The sequence below is a fragment of the Hafnia paralvei genome, from assembly GCF_020150375.1.
GTDB classification, from domain to species: domain Bacteria; phylum Pseudomonadota; class Gammaproteobacteria; order Enterobacterales; family Enterobacteriaceae; genus Hafnia; species Hafnia paralvei.
In genome coordinates this window covers 1,191,385-1,210,434 of the sequence record NZ_CP083737.1, presented here as the reverse complement: position 1 = coordinate 1,210,434, position 19,050 = coordinate 1,191,385, and the positions used below count along the sequence as shown (strand labels likewise).

The window sequence follows — 19,050 nt, the reverse complement described above, 5'->3', positions numbered from 1 at the left end:
ATTATCAATCGCGCCACAATTTTTCATCCGGTTATGCTACTGTGATGACACATCAAATACTGGCCGGTGGAAAATAATGGAACATAAAATTGACGAATTTATCCGTCATGCGCTGGATGCTCAGCCGATCAGCGGCACCTCCCTAATTATCTCTCTTTATGGTGATGCGCTGAGCCATCGGGGGGGAGAGGTCTGGTTAGGGAGCCTGAGTGCATTACTCGAACCGCTAGGCTTTGGTGACCGCTTTGTCCGTACCTCGGTTTTTCGCCTGCAAAAAGAGGGCTGGCTAGACGTTGAGAAAATAGGCCGCCGTAGCTACTACCGAGTAACGGAGCGCGGCATGAATCAATTTCGCCACGCCGAAAGTAAAATCTATCTGAGTGAACAGCCCGCGTGGGACGGTCAGTGGGATCTATTGTTGCTCGAGATGGCGAGTAAAACCGAGCGTGCGAGGCTGAAAAAAGCGCTGAGCTGGCTCGGTTTTGGCCAAATGAACGCAACACTGATGGCCGCACCTGCACGTGAGCAAAATGACGTTCCCGCCATGTTAGGGGAGCTAAACGCCAGCGAATCTACCATTTATTTCCGCGCTGATTATCCCTATAACCGCTCAGAGCAAAGCCTCAAAGAACTGGTTTCAACCAGTTGGTCCTTGAACGAAGTGGCTGAGTATTATCACGAATTTATTACTTCGTTCCGTCCATTAATGGCTCTGCTCCGCGACGCAACAGAAGAGGAACTCACGCCGGAACGCTGTTTCCAACTGCGACTGCTGCTGATCCACTACTATCGCCGCGTGGTGCTTAAAGATCCTTTATTGCCAGATGCCCTTTTGCCCAATCAATGGGAAGGCCAAATTGCGCGCAACCTGTGTATTAATATTTATCAACGTGTTGACTCTCAGGCTACTCGCTATGTGAGTGAAAAAACAGAAACGACAATCGGTGAACTTCCCCAGCCTGCCGCAGCCTATTACCGCCGCTTTGGCGGACTGCCGCGAGAAAACTCTACACTCTGAGGAGAAAGAATAATGCCCGTGTATCAGATTGATGGCCTTACCCCCGTCGTCGACGCCAGCAGTTTCGTTCACCCGACAGCGGTGCTGATTGGTGATGTGATTATTGGCAAACGCGTCTACATCGGGCCAAATGCCAGTTTGCGCGGCGACTTCGGCCGCATCGTAGTGCAAGACGGCGCTAATATTCAAGATAACTGCGTGATGCACGGTTTTCCCCAACAGGATACCGTCGTAGAAGTAGATGGGCATATTGGTCACGGCGCAATTTTGCATGGTTGCCGAATTCGACGTAATGCACTGGTTGGCATGAATGCGGTGGTCATGGATGGCGCCGATATCGGTGAGAATACCATTGTCGGTGCTGCCGCATTTGTCAAAGCCGCTGCAAAATTTGATGGCAATAAGCTGGTCGTCGGCAGCCCTGCCCGCGTGGTGCGAGAACTCGGTGAACAGGAGCTAAGTTGGAAACGTGCGGGAACGCGTGAATATCAAGATCTGGTTATTCGATGCCAAGAAACATTGCGGGAAGTCGCGCCATTGTGCGAAGAAGAACCCGATAGAAAGCGCTTGAGTTTTAGCGGCGATGTTGTGCCCAAAGGGCAAATTTAACATCGTCTATTGCGAACAGGCTAAAACGCAATAGTGCCAAGCCTGAATACAAGATAATGGCTGCTGAGCCCTAACACATACCTCTGCACCATTATGGCAATGTCTTCCCGATGTCCGGCCATTCGCTGAGCGGCATCGGTCGAGCAAAATAATATCCTTGGGCTTTTTGACATCCCATTGCCTGTAATTTATCCGCAACCTCAGCCGTTTCCACACCTTCAGCCACCAGCGGAACATTAAAACCATCGGCAAGGCGGATGACTGCCGAGACAATTGACTCATTGCGACTGTCTTCCAGCACGTCGCTAACAAAATCTTTATCAATCTTTAAGGTATCAAACTCAAGTTTGTGTAGATAAGAGAGGCTAGAGAAGCCAGAACCAAAATCATCAATCGATATAGAAACGCCCATTCCACGAATTGTTCTAATTGTGGTCGTCAGAATTTCGGTTTCTTTCATCATACTGGTTTCAGTAATCTCAATGGAAATATTGTGTGGTGCAACGTTGTGGCGTGCCAGCGTGCTAAACAGCGTATGAATAAAGTCGCGTTGCATCAGCTGTATTAACGAAATATTGATATGCACTTTGAAGTCGCTTGGCCACTCGCCGCCACTCAGCTTTTGGCTTATCTGCGCGCAGGCACTTTCAATCACCCAAGCGCCTAGCGGAACAATGAATCCGGTATCTTCCGCCAACGGAATAAACAGATCGGGGCCAACCATGCCAAGCTCAGCATTTCTCCAACGAATAAGACATTCGGCGCCTGTAATATTGCGCGTGGTTAAACTCACAATGGGTTGGAATACCAAGAAAAACTCGTTCAGCGACAGGGCACTCTTCAAATGACGCAGCATATTGATATTACGGATTTCCTCAGCACGAATATCTGAGTGGAACAACATGCTATAGCCATTACCTTTACTGCGAGCGAATTTGAATGCGATATGCGCATCCATAATACTTTCGTTAAGATTCTCTGGACTCATCACGTCATGAACGAAGCCCGTATTCCCTGCATAAACTTGTCCATCAGTGTCGTGCTCGGTATCCATCCCTCTAAAGAAACGCTCGAATTTGTGCTGCTCGGATACACAGAAATCCTGTGTTTTTATTCCCGGATAGCAAATAATAAAACGTTCGTCAGCGTCTCTAGCCAGCCAAGTTCCAACAGGTAAAATAGTTTGTAGGTCATGGATAAAACGTAAAACAAAATCTTTACCGTATCTGCGACCTAAACTACTGGTGATAGTGTTGAAGTTGCTCAGTCCGACAATCGCCAGTAAACCAATCGTAAAATCACTCCGCTCTTCATAGCATTCACGCAGCTTGCCTTGTAATCCTCTACGCGTCATCAGCTTAGTTTCTTCATCGATATTAAGCTGTTCCTCAAGTTTAAGGAACATACCTTCTAACTCATCTGACATTTGCATAAAGGAAGAGTTGAGCACTCTGATTTCAGAAAATTGTGCCTGACTATTGAGCTGCGGCTTCCACTTTCTTCGCGCAATCAACGGTGCCTGTCGGGCAATATCTAATATCGGGTTGGTTACCATCGTGAGCAACTTCACCGCAATCAAGGTACCCACAGCAAAAATGATAAAGGAGAGAATAATAGTGATAATACGATTACTGCGAAGGTCGCCGGTTAAATCATCCTGAGCCGACAGAATCACAATACGCCAGCCTGGCAAATTGAGGTTATTGCCTACAGGCATGACTTTTCCGAAAAACATCGAGCCATTAGACTCTATTCTCTCCACGTCACTCGGGCTATTTTGAAGTATTTTCACCGTTGACTTAATCAGCGGATCGCTTGAGTCCATCACCGAAAGCAGTCCACCGCCTTCTTGATCGGCAATACCAAAAGAAGTGTCAGAGATAAGAAAATCGTCTTTAGAGGACGCGATGATCTGATTAGAACCGTTCACAATGAAAATAACGTTGTTTTCATTCTCAGTAAGTTCCATCAGGTAGCGACTAAATCGACTCAGCCGCAGATCGCTAGAGATAACACCAATATAATGGTTATTTTTATCATAGGCCGGCGAGCTGTAAGAAATACTAATACCGCTGTCTGAATTGAAATCGCGATAGGCTTTTGTCCATGTCGCTTTCTTGCTTTCATTGACGTAGGAGAACCACGGCCTACGGCTAACGTCGTAATTAGCAATGCTTTCTCTAGGCGCCTCACTTTGCGATAACCCATTGTAAAAATTTAGTTTTCCTTTGGTTTCTCGCGACTTTAGAATTAAATATTCTTTATCTGTAACATTATTCCTACCAACACTGATATAGTGACCATCCTTCGTTCCCAGCGCCACCATACTCAGATATTTATCGCCCGAAAAAATTTGCCCCATGGTTTGTAGCAGCATGCTTTTAATGACGGGCATTTGATCGTTTGGATCACTAAAATCCATCGCCTTGAGCGAAGTTGCTACCGCAGCATTAGATTGCTTGGGCACATTGATATAGTGCTCAAGCATGCTTTTAACCGTTTCACCTTTTGACGTAATCACCTTCTCGCTCATACGGTTGAGAGCATGATTCTCCTGCTGAAATTGGAGATACAGGATAAATATGACCATAAACGTCGTAAAAAAAACGAACACGGATAGGACGATAGTTTTGAGGGAATAGTTCTCTATAAACGCCAATTTATTTTTTATCATGCAAACTAATGCTCAGAATGTGAACTGCTTCTTACCACGACTCTTCGACTCATATAAGTTAACATCTGCCAGTTTCATTGTCGTGCTAATATCGTCTGTAAATTTAGCGACACCAACAGAAACCGTCATTTTTGCAGTAACCTGCTCTGATATATACAAGCTTTCTCCGTTAATATCTTGCAAAATTTTCGTCGTGATGTGTTTGGCATCCTGTAACGAAGCATTGAATAGGAAAACCAAAAACTCATCGCCTCCCATTCTTACCACTATGTCGCTTGCTTTGATATTTCGTTGCATGATTTTCGTGCACTTATATAAGGCTTTATCACCAATGTCATGCCCATAACTATCATTGATGTGCTTGAAATTATCGATATCAATGGCCAGTACATAGTTTAATTTATTATGTTTTTTTATTTTCGGTATATATCTTCGATTATAGGCCTTTGTTAAATAATCAATATAGTAGTCTTTGTTCAATTTTTCGAAAACATCAATATAATAAAGACCATGCAACGTGCGAACGATTGAAATCAAGAACGGAATCATTATCAATAGTATTAATTTCCAATGAAACGCTGACTCTATATTACACAGTGACTCTTCTATTAGTATCCTAAAACACTGGGTATTTTGAGGGAACTCAATGATATTATCGTTACCGCCCTTGGCAGATATAACATGATTTAATAATTTATTAGAGGTGATCTCTTCACTTTCTTTGAGTTTTTCAGGAATATTATATTCATGCAGTAACTTGATATAGCTTGAATAGCTGAGCTGTAACGCTTGTCGTTCACTCTCTTTAAGCTGTTCATTATTTGCCCTATCCTCCATGTTATTGAAAGATGAGGCCGCAAGAGAAATAAAGTCACTTCGTGCGTTTGAAAGCTTTAGCAGAAACTCTATTTGATTTACTGTTGTTTCTGTTTTGTAGTAGAAAAGAGTAAAGCAAGCTGCGCTAATGACAAACAGCATTACCGTGACAACATCTTGCCTTCGGCTTATTAGCCGAAAAAAGAAATTATCTGAACTCATAAGCTAAACCAGAATTCTCTCATGAGCACCTTCACCAAGTAGGATTATTCTCGTAATACAAGATTTAAAAATCACGCACACCAAATAAGAACCTGATCATAATGTAGGTTGATATAATTATCCAATTAAGCATAATTTAATTATGCTAATTTAGGATGATTCCTAAAACATTGTTATTTTATGTTATTAGGAATATGACTACACATAACATTTTAGACGGCTAATATGCAGGGAATTAACAGTCTAATAAGGAATCGTTATTTTTATTAGCGAGAATATGCTGACAAGAGAATTATCTTAATATAAATAAGGCGGCATCCATGCCTAATGCTGATCGTTTAAGAGATCGAGATACACGGGGTTAGCACACCGCGGGGCGCTCCGGCAGCTAAAGCTGCTACGACCCCATCGGTGTACTTCCCCTAAAATCACGCTTAAGTGACCGGCATTAGGCATCCATGCCGCCCTATCACAGGATTACTTATCCGCTTTCCCACCATGTAAACGTCTAGCATCAATGACATCGGGTAGTTGGTTAAGCTTAGCCAGCACTCTGCTTAGTACCTGTAGATTATAAATCTCGATGTCCATATCTATTGTAGCTAGCTGTTTTTTGGTATCGCTGCGGCTGGCTACACCTAACACATTGACCTTCTCATTCGCCAGAATGGTCGTGATATCACGCAGTAAACCGCTGCGGTCGTTAGCCATCACACGCACAACAAGAGAGTAACCACTTGAGTAGCTTTCACCCCAAACGGCATCAATGATACGTTCAGGCGCGTGTGAACGTAGTTCGTTAAGCTGGTCGCAATCCGAACGGTGAATCGAAATGCCACGCCCCTGAGTGATGAAACCAATGATTTCATCTCCTGGAATCGGCTGGCAGCAGCGCGCAATATGGTGCATCAGGTTGCCAACCCCTTCAACGACCACCCGCCCACTACTTTTATCACTACGCGACTGAGACTGACCCTTTTGCGTCAGTTGCTTAAGCGCTTCACGGTCGGCTTCTTCTGCACTTGGCTTGTTAGTTTTGCCCTGCAAGAAGTTAACCATTTGGTTAACGCGAATATCACCACCGCCGATTGCCGCCAATACCTCATCCATTGAGTTGACGTTATAGCGAGGGATCAGCAGCTTCTCCGCCTCTTTCAGACTGATATCTAAGCGCTCTAACTCATCATCAAGAATTTGACGTCCGGCAAGGATGTTTTTATCGCGATCCTGCTTGCGGAACCAGTTGTGGATTTTCGCCCGCCCACGGCTGGTTGTGACATACCCAAGATTCGGGTTTAACCAATCACGACTTGGGTTAGGCTGTTTCTGGGTGATGATTTCGACCTGATCACCCATTTGGAGCTGGTAGGTAAAGGGTACGATGCGCCCACCTATTTTTGCACCAATACAGCGGTGTCCCACATCGCTATGGATGTGATAAGCAAAGTCCAGCGGCGTTGAGCCAGCCGGCAGATCAACCACGTCACCTTTTGGCGTAAACACATATACGCGGTCGTCGAAGACCTGACTACGAACCTCATCCAGCATTTCCCCGGAGTCAGCCATCTCTTCTTGCCATGCAATCAGTTTACGCAGCCATGCAATACGGCCTTCGTAACCAGAACGCCCCGCAGCCTGAGGTCCTTCTTTGTATTTCCAGTGTGCCGCAACACCCAACTCCGCATCTTCATGCATCTGACGCGTACGGATCTGGATCTCCAGCGTCTTCCCTCTCGGCCCTAAAACGACGGTATGGATCGATTGATAGCCGTTAGGTTTTGGGTTAGCCACGTAGTCATCGAACTCGTTTGGCAAATGACGATAGTGAGTATGCACTATCCCTAATGCAGCGTAGCAATCCTGTAATCTCTCGACCACAATGCGCACCGCACGGACGTCAAACAGCTCATCAAACGCCAACGCCTTTTTCTGCATTTTGCGCCAGATGCTATAGATATGCTTTGGTCGGCCATAAATTTCGGCTTTTACGCCCTCTTTGGCCATTTCTTTACGCAGCGCTTCCACAAAGTTGTCGATGAACTGCTCGCGATCGATACGGCGCTCATGCAACAGCTTGGCTATTTTCTTGTACTCGTCAGGATGAAGATAACGGAAGCAGAAATCTTCCAGCTCCCATTTTAACTGGCCGATACCTAAGCGGTTAGCCAGCGGCGCATAAATATTAAAACACTCTTTAGCGGCTAAAACGCGCTCTTCTTCTGGGGCATCTTTCACTTCACGTAGATGCGCGATACGCTCTGCCAGCTTAATAACCACGCAGCGGAAATCTTCAACCATCGCCAACAACATACGGCGAATATTATCCACTTGCTCAGACGCACCAGAGTCATTCTGCGTCGCTTTTAGCGCCCGAATGGCATCCATTTCCAGCACGCCGTGCACGAGGTTGGTGATCTCTTTGCCGAAGTCCTCTTCCACCGTCTCGCGGTCAATAACCTTGGCTTCCACCAGTGGAAACAGCAGCGCAGTGCGCATGCTATCGTTATCCATACTGAGCGTAGAAAGGATTTCCACCATCTCGACCCCACGCCACAGCAATAGCGCGGCGTCAGGATGATCGGCTGTTTTTTGCTGACAATAACGCCAAGTTGCAGAAAGACGCTCACACGACTGCTGGTTCGACAGATTCAGGCTCTTCACCCACTCATCGAGGGCAAATTCACCAGCCGTATTCAGATGGGCACTTCTTACCGCAACCATATCCTCTCCCTTCTACTCATCAACTTGAGACGATTAAGACGCAACAAACAGCGCCATCGACTCTAAATGCCCCGTGTGGGGAAACATATCCAGCATTCGCACGCGTTCCATTCGATAGCCCGCGGCGATTAAAACTTTGCTGTCACGCGCAAGCGTGGTGGGGTTACATGAAACATACACCACTTTTTCCGGTGCCAGCTTTACAATGTGGGTCATCACACCAGCTGCCCCTGCACGAGCAGGATCCAGCAATACTTTTTCGAATCCAAGTTTAGCCCATGGCTGGCGAGTCACGTCATCCTCAAGATTGTGCTGGAAGAATTCGACATTATTCAGCGCATTAATATGAGCATTATACAGACCATTTTCCACCAGCGTAGCAACACCTTCTACACCAACGACCTGTTTTGCGCGTTTTGCTAACGGTAATGTGAAGTTACCCATGCCGCAGAACAAATCCAAAACGCGATCGGTAGATTTTACATCCAGCCATTCCAACGCCTGTGCAACCATCTGCTGATTAATCGCATCATTGACCTGAATAAAATCTCTAGGGCTAAAAAATAAGCGTAGCTCGTCTACCTGATAAAACGGCGATTCACCGCACAACTTAACCAATTCACCTTCGTTGCCCTGAAGGTAGATCATCACATCATGTTGTGCACCAAAATCGTGCAATCGCGCTAAGTCCTGCTCTTTCAGTGCCTCAAGATGTCGCAATACCAATACGCAGCCGTTATCCGCTTGCACTAATTCCGCATGCCCCAACCGACGTACCGCTTTCATACCCGCCAAACAAGCCTGCAGCGGTTGCAAGAGTGATGCCAGCGCGGGGACCAAAATTGGGCATTCTTTTACAGGAACTAAATCGTTAGATCCCGCCTGACGAAATCCCATAACCAGTTGCTGTTGCTTGGATAAGAATTGCAAACCTAAGCGCGCTCGGCGACGATAGCCGTATTCTGGTCCGCTAATCACTGACTCTGGTATGATATTTACCTCGGTTTCGCGGATAATGAGACGTTGTAAAGACGCTGATTTGCTTTGCTGCTGAAGTGGAACACTGGCGTGCTGTTGTTGGCAGCCACCACATACGCCGAAATGAGGACAGCGCGGCATAACACGCTCAGGGCTGCGAGTGAGTAACCGCTTCAGTTTAGCGCGTGCAAACTGCTTTTTATCTTCGATAAGGGTGACTTCAGCCTGCTCACTGGGCAAAAGGCCTGGAACGAAAATAGCCTTACCGTTGTGGCGCGCCACGCCCTGACCAAAGGGGTCAAGGTCGTTTGCCGTCACAGTTATCGTTTGTCGGGTCGCCATGCGGCGCCCCGGAGAGTAAAATTGAGCCATGTTCTGCCGATTCGTTGTTTGGTTTAGCTTTTGCTAAGAATGATATCTGCCACCAATTCTCCCACATTGGACCCACATGACCAAATACAGCCTGCGTGCGCGCATGATGATACTGATTCTAGCCCCCACGTTATTGATTGGTTTGCTACTCAGTACCTTCTTCGTTGTTCATAGATACAATGAGTTACAAGGACAGTTGGTTGATTCCGGTTCCAGTATCATAGAACCCCTCGCTGTCGCGAGCGAATACGGCATGACCTTCCGCAGTCGCGAATCGGTGCGTCAGCTCATTGGGTTATTACACCGTCGCCATTCAGATATCGTGCGCTCTATCGCGGTGTTTGACGATAACAACGATCTGTTCGTCACCTCGAACTATCATCATAACTATTCTCTGCTCCAGCTCCCCAAAGGGGTGCCGATGCCGAACGACCTAATGCTGTCTAAGCATGGGGACTCGCTGATTCTACGCACACCGATTATTTCTGAAGATCGATTCATTGATGCCACCAGCGCCGAAAACCCTCATCTTGGCTATATCGCCATCGAACTGGATCTTCGTTCTGTGCGCTTACAGCAATACAAAGAGGTCTTCGTTGCCACGTTATTGCTGGTGATATGTATGTGTATCGCGCTGCTGTTTGCCTACCGCTTAATGCGTGATGTGACCGGACCAATTCGTAATATGGTTAACACCGTTGACCGTATTCGACGAGGGCAGTTGGATAGCCGCGTAGAAGGACACATGCTGGGCGAGCTTGATATGCTCAAGAACGGTATTAACTCTATGGCGATGTCGCTTACGGCTTACCACGAAGAGATGCAGCAAAATATCGATCAGGCAACGTCAGACCTGCGCGAAACGCTGGAACAGATGGAAATACAAAACGTTGAATTGGATCTCGCCAAAAAGCGCGCACAGGAAGCAGCAAGAATTAAATCCGAGTTTCTGGCAAATATGTCACATGAGCTGCGTACACCGCTCAACGGGGTTATTGGCTTTACTCGTCAGGTTCTCAAAACACCGCTCAATGCGACGCAAAGCGATTACTTACAGACCATAGAACGATCTGCGAACAATCTTCTTACCATCATCAACGACGTGTTGGACTTCTCGAAGCTGGAAGCCGGAAAGTTGGTTTTGGAACACATACCTTTCCTGCTGCGTGAGACCGTAGATGAAGTCACCGTGCTGCTCGCCCCTAGCGCGCACGAGAAAGGGATTGAACTCACGCTGAATATTCGTAATGACGTTCCTGAGCACGTTATTGGCGACCCAATGCGTATACAGCAAGTCCTTACTAACCTCCTTGGCAATGCCATTAAATTTACCGAGAAGGGCAATATCGACATTCGCGTTGAACTACGTAGCGCGACGCCTCATCAGGTTGAGTTAGAAGTGCTCGTGCATGATACCGGTATAGGGATTTCAGAACGCCAGCAATCACAGTTATTCCAAGCATTTCGTCAGGCGGATGCCAGCATTTCTCGTCGCCACGGCGGAACCGGTTTAGGCTTGGTCATTACGCAAAAATTGGTTAATGAAATGGGCGGCGATATTAGCTTCCATAGCCAACCCAATAAAGGCTCCACCTTCTGGTTCCATATTCAGCTAGAGCTTAACCATAATGCACCGCAGAGCCATTTCCCTATGCAGCGGTTGGCTGGGCAAAAGCTGCTGTATATCGAATCAAACCCTGTGGCGGCGCAATGCACATTGGATTTGTTACAGGCCACACCGCTCGAGGTGAGCTATAGCCCGCTGCTCGCTCAGGTTATTCCTGACTCTCATTACGATATTCTTCTCGTTGGTCTACCGGTTAACTTTACCTCGCACGATTCACAAGGGGAGGAAAAGTTGCGAAAAGCCCTTTCTTTAGCCGATCGCGTCATTCTGGCGATGCCCAGCCATACGCTGCTAGATAGCGATGAGCTTAAAATGAGAGGTATTCGAAGCTGCCTATCCAAACCACTAACGAGTAATCGGCTGCTGCCCATTCTGCTAGATAACAGCCTGCCTAAGCGAGCTCCCGTCGTGATAGATCACAATGCTGAGCGTCTCCCGCTTTCCGTGATGGCGGTCGATGATAATCCAGCAAATCTGAAGCTTATTGGTGCCCTGCTTGGCGAACTGGTTGAGCAAACCATTCTCTGCAACAGCGGCGAAGAAGCTATTGCCAAAGCTAAGGAGCATCGACTGGATATCATCCTAATGGATATACAGATGCCAGAAATGGATGGCATCCGTACCAGCGAGCTGATTCGAAAACTGCCACGTTATATCGATACCCCGATTATTGCCGTTACCGCCCATGCGATTAACGGTGAGCGTGAGCGCCTACTTCGCGCCGGAATGGATGATTATCTGGCCAAACCTATCGATGAAAATATGCTGCGCCAACTGCTGGCACGCTATTACCGTAGCCCTGAAATCCAAGACGAAATGATATCAATGCCGGCAATAGAAGCCGATAGCGATCTCACTCTTGATTGGGATATGGCGCTCAGACAAGCGGCTAACAAAGAAGATTTAGCCCGTGATTTATTACAGATGCTGCTGGAATTCCTGCCGCAGGTAAAAACGCAGGTTGAAGCGGCACTCAGCGGTCATCAAGACGCCTCTATTGTAGACGTTATCCATAAACTGCATGGAAGCTGTAGCTACAGCGGTTTACCCCGTTTGAAGCGGTTATGCCGTTATATAGAACAGCAACTACGCCATCAAATCGCCGTGGGTGACCTAGAGCCTGAGTGGATGGAGTTGCTTGACGAGATCGCAAACGTAGAGCAAGCAGCAAGGGAAAAGCTAGCCAATTGATATATTGGTGAAAAGGTATCCCCAAGATCGGAGGGGATACCAAAGTATCTCATTATCCTTCAACGATAACCGTAGCGCAGGCATAGCGCCGCTCGTCGGCCAATGAGACATGAATAGAGGTAATCCCCATCTCTTGTGCAAGCTCAGCTGCACGGCCGTGTAAGCGTAATACGGGCTTACCGAGCGCATCGTTGTAAACCTCGAATTGGGCAAAGGCCAGTCCGTTGCGGATCCCCGTGCCAAATGCCTTCGCGGCGGCTTCTTTCACCGCAAAGCGTTTGGCAAGATAGCGAATTTTCTGCTGATGAGAAAGGTATTGCTCCCATTCATCTGGGGCGAGCACACGTTTTGCCATTTGATCGCCGCTGCGTGCAACCACCGCCTCAATTCGAGAAATTTCAACAATATCGGTACCTAAGCCTAAAACAGCCATTAGCGACGCGCTTCCAGCATCAGTTGTTTCATGGCGCTAACCGCCTCTGGCAAGCCGCTCATCACCGCTCGCCCAATAATGCTGTGACCAATATTCAGCTCATGCATTTCGGGCAATGCCGCAATTGGCAACACGTTGTGATAGGTCAGGCCATGACCGGCGTTCACTTTTAAACCGCGCTCGCTCGCAAAACGCGCTGCATGAGCAATGCGTTCGAACTCAGCCTGACGTTTTAAATCACTTTCTGCATCTGCGTAAGCCCCTGTGTGAATTTCGATATACGGGGCACCGACGCTAACCGCCGCTTCAATCTGGCGCGGATCGGCATCGATAAACAGAGAGACCAAAATGCCAGCTTGGGTTAGACGCTCAACGGCAACCGTCATTTTGTCCAATTGGCCAGCAACGTCTAAGCCACCTTCGGTTGTCACTTCCTGACGTTTTTCAGGAACTAAGCAACAAAAATGGGGTTTCAGCTCGCAGGCGATCTCAATCATTTCGTCGGTAACAGCCATCTCAAGATTCATGCGCGTCTGAATGGTTTGGCGCAGCAAACGCACATCACGATCGGTGATATGGCGACGATCTTCGCGCAGATGTACGGTAATGCCATCTGCCCCCGCCTGTTCGGCAATAAAAGCGGCCTGAACGGGGTCAGGATACTGAGTCCCACGCGCGTTGCGCAGCGTTGCGATATGATCGATGTTTACGCCTAACAGTAAATCAGCCATGACAAATCCTCATTAGAAAGCTTATAGGTCAGAGACAACGGACAGAATACGGTTCACTGTAAGCTAGTGTACACCTAAGTTCGAGAGAACAGACCAGACAGAATTATGACGATGAAGGGGACAGTCAGATTTTAAGCAGAAGCCGGTTTGACAGGGCGTTTCCCCACAAACTGACGAAACAGTTCACGGCTTTTCAATGGTTTTCCCCCCAGATAAGGCTTAAGCGCCATGCGCGTAAAGCGCTTCGCCGCACGCAGCGTTATAGGATCGGGGAAACGGCGTTCAGCGAGTGCTTTTAAGTCGCGACCGGTAAAGCTGAGCTGATCGACTAATAAACTCGCAATAAAGCCTTTTTCTTCCCGATATCGGTAGGTCATATCATCTGATACCGGTTCACCGCTGCCCGCACAGTGCAGAAAATCAATGCCATAGCCAAGATTGCCTAGCAGAGCGAGTTCAAACTCACGCAGCGCATGTTCGGGAGAACCAACCGTAGCCGCCAGATTTTGTAGGCAGTTGAGATAATCGAAGAATAACGAAGAGTAGTTGGTTTCTTGTTCAAGAACGCGAGAAACCAGCTCATTGACATACAGGCCGCTATAAAGCGAAATACCGGTAAGCGGTAGTCCGAGAGAGACAGGCTCGGCATTTCGCAGGGTTTTGACTTCCCCTTTGCCGCCCCAACGAACCAGAAGAGGAGTGAAAGGTTGTAACGCGCCTTTAAGGCTAGAACGTTTACTGCGAGCGCCTTTTGCTAGCAGACGTACACGTCCATGCCCTTCAGTGAACAGGTCTAATAAAAGACTGGTTTCACTGTAAGGACGCCCGTGCAAAACAAATGCGCGTTGCCAACCTTCCATAGGCGCGATCTCTTAGAGATCTTCACCATAACCCAAGCTGCGCAGCGCACGTTCGTCGTCTGCCCAACCGGATTTCACCTTAACCCACAGCTCAAGGTGAACCTTAGCTTCAAACATGGCTTCCATGTCTTGACGAGCTTCGATACCAATAGTCTTGATCTTTGAGCCTTTATTACCAATAACCATCTTCTTCTGGCCTTCACGTTCAACCAGAATCAGACCGTTGATATCGTATCCGCCACGGTCGTTCGAGACGAAGCGTTCAATTTCAACGGTGACGGAATACGGCAGTTCTTCGCCTAAGAAGCGCATCAGTTTTTCACGGATGATTTCTGAGGCCATAAAGCGCTGTGAACGGTCAGTAATATACTCTTCAGGGAAGTGATGAATCGCTTCCGGCAGTTTTTTACGAACGATGCTCGCGATAGTATCAACGTTAGTGCCTTTCTCCGCAGAGATTGGAACCACGTCCATAAAGTTCATCTGCTCACTCAGGAACTGAATATGCGGCAGCAGAGCAGCCTTATCCTGAACGTTATCAACTTTATTGATGGCTAAAATCACCGGCGCTTTCAGATCGCGTAGCTTATTCACCACCATTTCGTCGTCGGCAGTCCAATGAGTACCTTCAACCACGAAAATGACAAGTTCGACATCACCGATAGAACTGCTTGCTGCGCGGTTCATCAAACGGTTGATGGCGCGTTTTTCTTCAATATGCAGACCCGGGGTGTCCACGTAGATAGCCTGATATGGCCCTTCGGTGTGGATCCCCATAATACGGTGACGGGTCGTTTGTGGCTTACGCGAGGTAATCGAAATCTTCTGCCCCAATAATTGGTTCAGGAGTGTCGATTTGCCAACGTTGGGACGACCAACGATGGCGATAAATCCGCAATAAGTTGTTTCTTCGCTCATTCAAGCTCCAGCTGTTTCAGCGCTTGTTCAGCGGCTGCCTGCTCGGCCTTACGGCGACTTGAGCCAACACCGATAACCGGTTCGCTCAGGCCGCTGACCTGACAGTGAATAGTAAATTCCTGATCGTGTGCTTCGCCACGAACCTGCACAACCAAATAAGATGGCAGCGGCAGGTGGCGTCCTTGCAAGAATTCTTGCAGGCGCGTTTTAGGGTCTTTTTGCTTATCACCTGGACTAATTTCATCCAGACGTGAACGGTACCAATCCAAGATCAGTCGTTCAATCGTTTGGATATCGCTATCCAGAAAAATGCCGCCAATCAGAGCTTCTACGGTATCGGCTAAAATAGACTCACGACGGAAACCGCCGCTTTTTAGCTCGCCCGGCCCAAGGCGCAGGCACTCACCCAAATCGAATTCGCGTGCCATTTCAGCCAACGTATTTCCACGCACCAAAGTAGCGCGCATACGGCTCATATCGCCTTCATCAACCCGCGGGAAGCGGTGATACAGCGCATTGGCAATAACGAAACTCAGAATTGAGTCACCCAGAAACTCAAGACGTTCATTATGTTTGCTGCTGGCACTGCGATGAGTCAATGCCTGCAATAACAGCTCCTGCTGTTGAAAAGTATAGCCCAACTTCTTTTGAAGCCGGTTAGTTACGATGGGATTCATGAGATACCAAATAGATCTAGAATGCGTCAAAAACCGCAGCATACGGAACAGGCCTGCTTGCCATTAGCCAATCCAAAGCTGTTTCGTTTGCAGTGGCTCCCAGACGGAAGCCAACTTTTTATCGCTCGAATGGGTATTCTACAACGACTGAAAATATAATGCTGCGGTAATATGCGCTATTACTTGAAGTTACATTGCTATTAACGCAACAACTAATAAGTTTAGGCGCTTATTTTATATCTAGACGAAGTTTCGAGCTGCAAGCAAAGGCCTACAGCTCGAAATAGGAGCAGGAAATTAGTGGATACCGCCAATGCGGTTTAGGCGAACGCCAGTAGGCCATTGCCCTTCTTGCTTTTCAAAGCTCATCCAAATTGCCGTGGCTTTACCCACCAGATTTTGCTCTGGGACAAATCCCCAATAACGGCTGTCAGCGCTGTTATCACGGTTATCCCCCATCATGAAGTAATGACCTTCAGGCACAACCCAAACACCCTGAGGCTGACCCGGCTGGCGATAATAACGAGACATCATATCCTGCGCCTGAGGTACGGTTAGGATACGATGAGTGACCGTGCCCAACGTCTCTTTGCGCTCACTCATGCGATAGCCATCTTCGACATTCTGGTCCAAAGGAACTTGGAAGAAGCCACTGCTGGCTTCACCATTTCCCATCTGACCGAAAGTCTGTACCCATTCGCTAGGCTCAGCCGCACTGTAGGTAATTGGCAGCAGCTTATCGCAGCTTTGCCCCGTTTGACAGGCAGGATATACCGTCACTTCTTTACTATAAGGATCATAAGTCACCTTATCGCCTGGCAGACCAATAGCGCGCTTAATATAATCCAAACGCGGATCGAGCGGATATTTAAATACCACGATATCGCCACGCTTCGGATGACCGGTCGGAATAATCGTATGCTGCGCAATCGGCTCTTTAATTCCGTAGGCGAATTTCTCGACCAAAATAAAGTCACCGATCAATAACGTTGGCATCATTGACCCCGATGGGATCTGGAATGGCTCATAAATAAATGAGCGGATAATCAGAACCAGCGCCAAAACAGGGAAAACAGACACACAGGTTTCAATCCAACCTGGAGCTTTCACCACGTCCTTTGCCGTCTGTTTATCCAAGCCTTCAACCGTTTGGGCGTTAATCGCCTCGATTTTTGCCCGACGCGCCGGAGCCAGCTTAAAGCGATCGATACACCAAATAACCCCGGTAACCAGCGTTGCTATCACCAGAATTAAAGCAAACATATTGGCCATGCCAATAACTCCTTAAATATCCCCATAGGCTTTCATACTGCTACTTTCTGAAGTCTTATGGGTATAAGCCTCTCAATGAGAACGGCACCTGAAATGGGTGCCGCTCATCATAGAACTTTAGTCTTTACCAACATGCAGAATCGCCAAGAAGGCTTCCTGCGGCAGTTCGACGTTACCGACCTGCTTCATACGTTTCTTACCGTCTTTCTGTTTCTGCAACAGTTTTTTCTTACGACTGACGTCACCGCCGTAGCACTTAGCCAGAACGTTTTTACGCAATTGCTTAACGGTCGAACGTGCGATGATCTGGTTGCCGATAGCCGCCTGAATAGCAATATCAAACTGCTGGCGTGGGATCAGCTCTTTCATCTTCTCAACCAGCTCACGACCACGATACTGCGCGTTGTCGCGGTGGGTGATCAACGCGAGAGCATCCACTCGTTCGTTGTTGATCAAGACATCAACGCGAACCATGTCAGACTGCTGGAAGCGTTTAAAGCTGTAATCCAATGACGCATAACCACGGGACGTTGATTTCAGACGGTCAAAGAAGTCCAGAACCACTTCGGCCATAGGAATTTCGTAAGTCAGTGCAACCTGATTGCCGTGGTATACCATGTTAGTTTGGACACCACGCTTCTCAATGCAAAGCGTAATAACGTTACCAAGATACTCTTGCGGTAACAGCATATGACATTCAGCAATAGGCTCACGAAGCTCTTCGATATTGTTGATAGGTGGTAGCTTGGACGGGCTATCAACAAAGATCACATCACCACTGGTCGTTTCAATTTGGTATACAACCGTTGGCGCCGTTGTGATGAGATCCAGATCGTATTCACGCTCCAGACGCTCCTGAATGATTTCCATGTGCAATAAGCCCAAGAAACCACAGCGGAAACCAAAGCCCAACGCCGTCGAGGTTTCTGGCTCATAGAACAAGGAAGCATCGTTAAGGCTGAGTTTCCCTAACGCATCACGGAAAGCTTCGTAATCATCAGAGCTGACAGGGAACAGACCGGCATAAACCTGAGGCTTCACTTTTTTGAAGCCTGGCAGCGATTTCTCCGCTGGATTACGGGCCAGCGTCAAGGTATCGCCGACTGGAGCGCCGTGAATATCTTTAATTGCACAAACTAACCAGCCAACTTCGCCGCAGTTCAACACATCACGATCGATTTGCTTAGGCGTGAAGATACCGAGGCGGTCAGCGTTATAAGCCTGACCCGTACTCATCACCTTAACTTTTTCACCTTTGCGCAGTGAACCGTTTTTAATACGGATCAAAGACACCACGCCCAAGTAGTTATCGAACCATGAGTCGATGATCAGCGCCTGCAATGGACCGTCTGGATCACCCTCTGGAGGTGGAATATCACGCACCAAACGCTCAAGAACCTCAGGTACTCCGACACCGGTTTTTGCCGAGCAACGTACGGCGTCCATCGCATCAATACCGACGATATCTTCAATTTCTTGTGCCGCACGATCGGGATCGGCCGCAGGCAGGTCAATTTTGTTTAGAACAGGGACAACTTCCAGATCCATTTCCATTGCGGTGTAGCAGTTAGCCAAAGTCTGAGCTTCAACACCCTGACCCGCGTCAACCACCAACAATGCCCCTTCACATGCCGCCAGTGAACGAGAAACCTCATAAGAGAAGTCAACGTGTCCTGGGGTATCAATGAAGTTCAGCTGATAAGTTTCACCATCCTGTGCTTTATAGTCGAGCGTCACGCTCTGCGCTTTAATAGTGATGCCGCGCTCACGTTCCAGATCCATAGAATCCAGAACTTGCGCTGCCATTTCACGGTCAGTCAAACCGCCACAAATCTGAATAATACGGTCAGACAGTGTCGACTTACCGTGGTCGATATGTGCGATAATGGAGAAATTTCGTATATGCTTCATTATTAAGATATTTTGCCTGA

General features: G+C 47.7%; 15 protein-coding genes. 4 read left to right on the top strand and 11 right to left on the bottom strand.

Going from position 1 to position 19,050, the window contains the following annotated elements:
* The first annotated feature begins 76 nt into the window (after positions 1-76).
* Positions 77-1,018 carry a phenylacetic acid degradation operon negative regulatory protein PaaX gene (paaX, locus tag K9N75_RS05505; RefSeq protein WP_008812648.1) on the top strand — a complete coding sequence of 314 codons (942 nt, stop codon included), beginning with the start codon at positions 77-79 and terminating at the stop codon, positions 1,016-1,018.
* A 12-nt stretch (positions 1,019-1,030) separates the two neighbouring features.
* Positions 1,031-1,627, top strand: a complete 597-nt coding sequence (paaY, locus tag K9N75_RS05500) for a phenylacetic acid degradation protein PaaY (protein WP_224452302.1) — start codon at positions 1,031-1,033, stop codon at positions 1,625-1,627.
* Between the two features lie 91 nt (positions 1,628-1,718).
* On the opposite strand, the gene K9N75_RS05495 is transcribed toward paaY, so the two are convergent.
* The 4 genes from K9N75_RS05495 to rlmD all read right to left on the bottom strand — a co-directional run bounded on the left by K9N75_RS05495 (position 1,719) and on the right by rlmD (position 9,410).
* Positions 1,719-4,148: a bifunctional diguanylate cyclase/phosphodiesterase gene (locus K9N75_RS05495; RefSeq protein WP_224452301.1), complete on the bottom strand. Its 2,430-nt coding sequence runs from the start codon at positions 4,146-4,148 to the stop codon at positions 1,719-1,721.
* Between the two features lie 165 nt (positions 4,149-4,313).
* Positions 4,314-5,339: a GGDEF domain-containing protein gene (locus K9N75_RS05490; protein WP_008812645.1), complete on the bottom strand. Its 1,026-nt coding sequence runs from the start codon at positions 5,337-5,339 to the stop codon at positions 4,314-4,316.
* 477 nt (positions 5,340-5,816) lie between these two features.
* Positions 5,817-8,060 (bottom strand): GTP diphosphokinase, encoded by a 2,244-nt coding sequence (relA, locus tag K9N75_RS05485; RefSeq protein ID WP_008812644.1) that lies wholly within the window; start codon positions 8,058-8,060, stop codon positions 5,817-5,819.
* Between the two features lie 33 nt (positions 8,061-8,093).
* Positions 8,094-9,410 carry a 23S rRNA (uracil(1939)-C(5))-methyltransferase RlmD gene (gene rlmD, locus K9N75_RS05480; RefSeq protein ID WP_224452300.1) on the bottom strand — a complete coding sequence of 439 codons (1,317 nt, stop codon included), beginning with the start codon at positions 9,408-9,410 and terminating at the stop codon, positions 8,094-8,096.
* A 76-nt stretch (positions 9,411-9,486) separates the two neighbouring features.
* On the opposite strand from rlmD, the gene barA reads away from it, so the two are divergent.
* Positions 9,487-12,228, top strand: coding sequence for a two-component sensor histidine kinase BarA (gene barA, locus K9N75_RS05475; RefSeq protein WP_061060330.1), 2,742 nt, complete (start codon positions 9,487-9,489; stop codon positions 12,226-12,228).
* A 52-nt stretch (positions 12,229-12,280) separates the two neighbouring features.
* Here barA and acpS read toward each other — a convergent pair whose 3' ends face one another.
* The 5 genes from acpS to rnc form a co-directional block, all read right to left on the bottom strand.
* Entirely contained in the window at positions 12,281-12,661 is a 381-nt protein-coding gene (acpS, locus tag K9N75_RS05470) for a holo-ACP synthase (RefSeq protein ID WP_166713003.1), read from the bottom strand.
* On the bottom strand, positions 12,661-13,392 hold the full coding sequence (gene pdxJ / locus K9N75_RS05465; protein ID WP_039187285.1) for a pyridoxine 5'-phosphate synthase: 732 nt from the start codon (positions 13,390-13,392) through the stop codon (positions 12,661-12,663). The genes acpS and pdxJ overlap by 1 nt, the downstream gene beginning before the upstream one ends.
* Before the next feature lie 131 nt (positions 13,393-13,523).
* Positions 13,524-14,252, bottom strand: a complete 729-nt coding sequence (gene recO / locus K9N75_RS05460) for a DNA repair protein RecO (RefSeq protein WP_130953988.1) — start codon at positions 14,250-14,252, stop codon at positions 13,524-13,526.
* Positions 14,253-14,264: 12 nt separating this feature from the next.
* Positions 14,265-15,170 (bottom strand): GTPase Era, encoded by a 906-nt coding sequence (gene era / locus K9N75_RS05455; RefSeq protein ID WP_004847192.1) that lies wholly within the window; start codon positions 15,168-15,170, stop codon positions 14,265-14,267.
* Positions 15,167-15,847: a ribonuclease III gene (gene rnc / locus K9N75_RS05450; protein WP_008812639.1), complete on the bottom strand. Its 681-nt coding sequence runs from the start codon at positions 15,845-15,847 to the stop codon at positions 15,167-15,169. Before rnc ends, era begins: the two co-directional genes overlap by 4 nt.
* A 21-nt stretch (positions 15,848-15,868) precedes the next feature.
* On the opposite strand from rnc, the gene K9N75_RS05445 reads away from it, so the two are divergent.
* Complete coding sequence (locus K9N75_RS05445) at positions 15,869-16,006, top strand: hypothetical protein (RefSeq protein WP_156518182.1); 138 nt, start codon at positions 15,869-15,871, stop codon at positions 16,004-16,006.
* 138 nt (positions 16,007-16,144) lie between these two features.
* Here the strand turns inward: K9N75_RS05445 and lepB are convergent, their stop codons facing one another.
* On the bottom strand, positions 16,145-17,119 hold the full coding sequence (gene lepB / locus K9N75_RS05440) for a signal peptidase I (protein WP_061060332.1): 975 nt from the start codon (positions 17,117-17,119) through the stop codon (positions 16,145-16,147).
* A 117-nt stretch (positions 17,120-17,236) separates the two neighbouring features.
* Positions 17,237-19,030 carry a translation elongation factor 4 gene (gene lepA / locus K9N75_RS05435; RefSeq protein ID WP_008812637.1) on the bottom strand — a complete coding sequence of 598 codons (1,794 nt, stop codon included), beginning with the start codon at positions 19,028-19,030 and terminating at the stop codon, positions 17,237-17,239.
* Positions 19,031-19,050: the final 20 nt, after the last annotated feature.